The sequence below is a fragment of the Gammaproteobacteria bacterium genome (assembly GCA_016765075.1).
Taxonomy (GTDB): Bacteria; Pseudomonadota; Gammaproteobacteria.
Map to the genome: position 1 here is coordinate 1 of JAESQP010000070.1, position 5,623 is coordinate 5,623.

4 protein-coding genes, 1 tRNA gene and 1 pseudogene are annotated in these 5,623 nt (G+C 46.3%); all 6 read right to left on the reverse strand.

Annotation, left to right across the window (positions count from 1 at the left end; translation table 11 throughout):
- Window positions 1-388: 388 nt before the first annotated feature.
- Window positions 389-465, reverse strand: a tRNA-Pro gene (locus JKY90_04210).
- Window positions 466-469: 4 nt separating this feature from the next.
- Entirely contained in the window at window positions 470-850 is a 381-nt protein-coding gene (locus JKY90_04215; GenBank protein ID MBL4851469.1) for a MerR family transcriptional regulator, read from the reverse strand.
- Window positions 828-1,139, reverse strand: coding sequence for an integration host factor subunit alpha (locus JKY90_04220; protein MBL4851470.1), 312 nt, complete (start codon window positions 1,137-1,139; stop codon window positions 828-830). Before JKY90_04220 ends, JKY90_04215 begins: the two co-directional genes overlap by 23 nt.
- Window positions 1,140-1,410: 271 nt before the next feature.
- A complete protein-coding gene (gene pheT, locus JKY90_04225) occupies window positions 1,411-3,804 on the reverse strand; it encodes a phenylalanine--tRNA ligase subunit beta (GenBank protein MBL4851471.1) in 2,394 nt (797 codons plus the stop codon).
- A 322-nt stretch (window positions 3,805-4,126) separates the two neighbouring features.
- Entirely contained in the window at window positions 4,127-5,143 is a 1,017-nt protein-coding gene (gene pheS / locus JKY90_04230; GenBank protein ID MBL4851472.1) for a phenylalanine--tRNA ligase subunit alpha, read from the reverse strand.
- A gap of 121 nt (window positions 5,144-5,264) precedes the next feature.
- Window positions 5,265-5,623: pseudogene (rplT, locus tag JKY90_04235) on the reverse strand (50S ribosomal protein L20).

Genomic DNA, 5,623 nt, shown 5'->3' on the forward strand with positions numbered 1-5,623 from the left:
AAAACCATCACTATAAAAGAAATCAACACCGTTATGGATAAACTCAATAATCGTCCAAGAAAATGTCTTGGTATTAAAACACCTAATCAAGTATTCTTAGGTATCAACCAAATGTTGCACTTGTAACTTGAATTCGCGCTAAATTCACCAACCATGAAGTGACTGTTAGTATAACGTTAGAAAAATTAATAGTTTACGTAAGTCGTTACTATTTTTTAATAACTGATCTACCCGAGTTCTTGTTTTAGGTTTTTTACCTGTATTGGTCGGGGCGAGAGGGTGAGACGAGCGCCCTGCTCGAAGCATCGCTTCGAGCGAGTCGAACGCCCGAAAGCTGCGCTTGAGGGCGGGCAATCCCGAGCCCTTATTTTAGGTCTTTTACCTGTATTGGTCGGGGCGAGAGGATTTGAACCTCCGACCACCGGCACCCCATGCCGGTGCGCTACCAGGCTGCGCTACGCCCCGATGATTAATCGTTTAATTCTGAAAGAATGTCTTCTAACTCTTTTCGAATTTCACGAACCGATTGTTTCGATTCGCTAATCTCTTTTTTAACTTCTTTGACATGGCCACCCTTTAACTGTTGCTTGGCACCACTAATGGTAAAACCTTCGTCATAGAGCATGCCGCGTATGCGACGAATAAGCAAAATATCTTCACGTTGATAGTAACGGCGGTTACCTCGACGCTTGATAGGGCTGAGCTGAGGAAATTCTTGTTCCCAATAGCGTAGTACATGAGGTTTTAAATCACAAAGTTGGCCAACTTCTCCGATACTAAAGTAACGTTTATTAGGAACCACTGGTGGTTCCTTATCCTTTAACGCTTTACTTGGAATCGTCTGGGCCATGGTAGGCCTCAACCCGTGCCTTTAATTTTTGGCCAGGGTGAAAGGTAACAACACGGCGCGCGCAAATAGGGATTTCTTCTCCGGTTTTTGGATTACGGCCAGGCCTTTCGCTTTTCGCACGAAGATTAAAATTACCAAAACCTGATAACTTCACTTGCTGATTACTTTCCAGCATTTGGCGGATTTCTTCAAAAAAGATTTCGACAAACTCTTTGGCTTCTCTTTTATTGAGGCCGAGTTCGTCAAACAATTTTTCGGCTAAATCAGCCTTGGTCAGTGTTGTCCCCATTACCCAGAGCCTGTTAACACTATAAACATGGCAGCGATGGAGGCCATTTTTTCGCAGGACAAGGCGCAGTAAGCGCCGTGTACTTGCCGTACACAAGCGAACTGCGACGCAGAACTGCGGAAAAATAGCCCCATCCCTTCGGGTTGCCGTCCCAAATTGGGCCAGGCGGCGTTACTCGTCGTTCATTTAGCACTTCTAAACCTCTCTCCTCGCGCCTTGCCTGGCCCAATTTGGGACGGCAAGGCTGCCATGTTTATAGTGTTAACAGGCTCTAGTCTCTCAAGCTCGCATCGTATTGATTTATTAAAGCAGCGATAACATTCGCTATCACTTGCTCGATATCTGCATCAGTAAGAGTGCGGGAAAAATCCTGTAAGGTCAAGCCCATAGCGACACTTTTTCGTCCTAAATCAATGGCTTCGCCTTGATATATGTCGAAGATATCGAACTGCTTTAGTAATTTTCCAGCTGCGCCGCGCACACATATCAATAAATCATCAGCGCTAATGTCTTGGTTGACTATCACGGCAATATCACGTCGATTCGAGGGGAAACGCGATAATGGCGTGAAACTCGCTATATCACGTGCCAATACGGCATCAAGTTTAAGTTCGAAAATGGTTGCTGCCTTAATATCGAGCTGCTGCTGTAGCTGGGGATGCAGACTACCCAGCCAACCGATGGTTTGGCCCTGCTCACTGATAATTTTGCTGCTTTGGCCTGGGTGTAATGCTGGGTGATGCTCTGCCACAAACTGAGCCTTAATACCTGAGAGCAGTGCTTCCAGATCTGATTTCACATCATAAAAATCATGCGAAGTGGTTTTACAGCCCCACTGCTGGGCTAAAGTATTACCTGTAACGATTCCGGCAATAAAATTTTCTTCACGTCGCCCTGAGCTTTCTATTGAGCCTTGATTGAAGTAGCACGCACCGATTTCAAATAAACGCACACGCTCCTGCTGACGCGCAAGATTACGTGAGGCCGCTTGTATCAGCCCTGGCCAAAGGCTGGTGCGCATCACTTCCATATCTGTAGAGATAGGGTTCATCAGTGTAATGGGTGCAAGATCAGGGCTAATCAGTGCTTGAATATCTGGCGCAATAAAACTATAGCTAATGGCTTCCTGATAACCACGACTGACTAACATTTGGCTGATGTGTCGTTTACTGGTTTTCGTCTCAGTTTGCAATTTAATTTCAAGAGCACCCTTCATCGCTATCGGGGCAATGTGATGATAACCATGAATACGCGCAATCTCTTCAATCAGATCAGCTTCTATTTCAATATCGAAACGATAGCTAGGTGGTGTCACACGCCATTCATCGTTCTGTTCAACCACGACGACATTCATACCTAATCGCGTAAGTATCTCAACGACATCATCAGGCACCAGGGTAATGCCAAGTAAACTCTGGATACGACTGAGCCGCAGCAAGATAGCATTTCGTTTCGGCAAATCAGCGTCACTCACAGCTTCCTTAATCGGGCCTGGCTTGGCTTCTGTGATTTCCAGTAACAAGCTGGTGGCACGCTCAAGCGCAGGGCGTGCTAACTCAAAATCAACCCCACGTTCAAAGCGATGAGAGGAATCCGTATGCAAGGCATACTGGCGTGCACGCCCTGCAATGGTGTCGGGGTGAAAAAATGCGCTTTCAAAAAAAATATTGCGGGTGTCTGGTCGCACCGAGCTTTCAAGACCACCCATAACGCCAGCAATAGCATGTGCTTTTGTCTTGTCAGCGATGACCATAGTGCCTGCTGTAAGCACCACTTCTTCATCATTAAGTAAGGTAATTTTCTCGCCTTGCTGAGCAAGGCGTACTTGTATGTCACCATCAAGTTTATCTAAATCAAACGCATGCATGGGCTGACCCAGTTCTAACATGACATAGTTGGTGATATCAACAACCAGGTTAAGGCTACGCACACCTGCACGACGCAAACGCTCCGTCATCCATATTGGTGTTGGCTTAGATACATCGACATCACGCACGATACGGCCACAATAGCGGGAACAGCCTTCACCAGAGTTGAGTTGAACATCTAATGTGTCTTCGATGAGGGCATAGACAGACTTTGATGGTGGTGGCGTTAGTTCAATTTTATTAAGTACTGCCACCTCTCTCGCCAAGCCTAAAACACTTAGGCAATCACCACGGTTTGGTGTTAGAGAGACATCGATAACATGATCGTTTAATTGTAAATAGTCAGCAAGGTTCTGGCCTGTCTGCGCATCTTCGGCTAATAACATTAGCCCATCAGATTCCGGAGCCAAACCCAATTCTGTTGCAGCGCATAACATACCAAAAGAGGCTTCGCCTCGCACCTTGGCCTTTTTAATCTTGACACCATTGGCTAACTTGGCACCGACTAAGGCGACAGGAACCTTAACACCTGCTACAACATTGCTTGCACCACAAACAATATCCAGCACTTCATCACCAACATTAACCTTGGTCAGTTTCAGTTTATCGGCATTAGGATGGTTATCAGTCCTTTCAACCAGACCCACCACCACCTTGCTAAACTCAGGGCTCATATCTTTTATGGCTTCAACTTCAAGCCCGGCCATGGTGATTTGATGCGCCAAACCTTTCGTATCAAGATCGGAGGCAATTTCTGGTGAAACTAACTCTCTTAACCAGTTTTCACTGACTAGCATAAGTGCTCTCTCTAGGGGGCGTTAACAATTAATAAGGCCGCCCTGCTAAGCCTATTTTTTGCCCAGCAAGGCAGAATGAGCGTAGTGTAGTGGTGCTACATAAGCGAGTGACTACGTGCCCTAGGGGTATAACGCCGCTGGGCAGAAAAATAGGCTTAGCCCTTCGGGTTGCACCTGAAAAAACGCCATTCTGCGTTATTCGTCGTTCATTTAGAACCACTAAACTTTTCTCCTCTCGCCTTGCACCCCAAGGGCACTTCCTGCGGGGCGCCTGGCGTTTTTTCAGGTACAACAGGGCGGCCTTATTAATTGTTGACGCCCCCTAGTTAAACTGTTGTAGAAAACGTGAATCGTTTTCAAAAAATAAACGCAAATCGTTGACGCCATAACGCAACATGGCCATACGCTCCACACCCAGGCCAAAAGCGAAACCGGTATATTCTTCATTGTCAATTCCGGTAGCATTAAATACGTTAGGATGAATCATGCCGCAGCCCATTATTTCCAACCAACCGGTATGGCTGCAAACACGGCAACCTTTGCCTTCGCACATCATGCAGGCGATATCAACTTCAGCTGATGGCTCAGTGAATGGGAAGTAAGATGGGCGAAAACGTAGCGGTAATTCTTTTTCAAAAAATGCGCTCAAAAACTGATCAAGTAAGCCTTTAAGATGTGCAAAGCTAACGTCTTTATCCACAACAAAACCTTCAACTTGATGGAACATTGGCGTATGCGTTAAATCAGAATCGCAGCGATAAACACGGCCTGGTGCGACAATACGTAAAGGCGGTTTATTATTTTCCATTACCCGTATTTGCACGGGGGAGGTATGTGTACGCAGCACTGTGCTGTCATCAATATAAAAAGTATCGTGCATGGCGCGGGCTGGATGATTGGCCGGGATATTCAATGCTGAAAAGTTATGCTGATCATCTTCGATCTCTGGCCCTTCAGCGATCTCAAAACCGGCTGAAGCAAATAGGGAAACAATGCGATCGATGGTTTGCGTAACAGGATGTAGGCTGCCATTACTCTGCCCTCTTCCTGGTAAACTTACATCGATGGTTTCACTCGCCAGTTTTTTCTCAAGAGCAAGTGTTTTGAGAATAGTTTTTTGCTGTTCAAGACTGGCATGAACTGCTTGCTTAGCAATGTTGATCTTTTCACCAGCGGCAGGGCGCTCTTCACCAGGGAGTTTACCGAGCTGTTTCAGCTGTGCCGTAGTGACACCCTTCTTGCCAAGATAATCAATGCGCAGCTGCTCTAGCACCTTTAAATCCTGGCTTTGCTCAATGGCTTGCCTGGCTGAGGTGACTAGCTTATCGAGTTCTTGCAAAAGGCACGCTCCAGAAAATAAAAAGGGCTAAAAAGAAAAGGGAAGGTTTACCCTTCCCTTCTTTATCGTCCTGTCAGCCCCTGTCAGTGGCATAACGAAACAACAGTAGCTGTTGTCGGTTTTATGCGGCGGCGGCTAATGTACTTTTAGCTTTTTCTGCCAATACACCAAAGCTAGCTTTGTCATGTACAGCTAGATCAGCCAGAATTTTGCGATCAACTTCGACATCAGCTTTATTCAGGCCATCGATCATGCGGCTTTAGCTTAAGCCGAACTCACGTGCAGCAGCGTTGATACGTATAATCCATAGTGCACGGAATTGACGCTTACGCTGACGACGGTCACGGTAAGCATACTGGCCAGCTTTTGTTACTGCCTGTTTGGCAACTCGGAAGACGTTCTTACGACGACCCCGGTAACCCTTGGCTTGCTCAAGGATTTTTTTATGTCTGGCGTGTGCAACGACGCCGCGTTTTACTC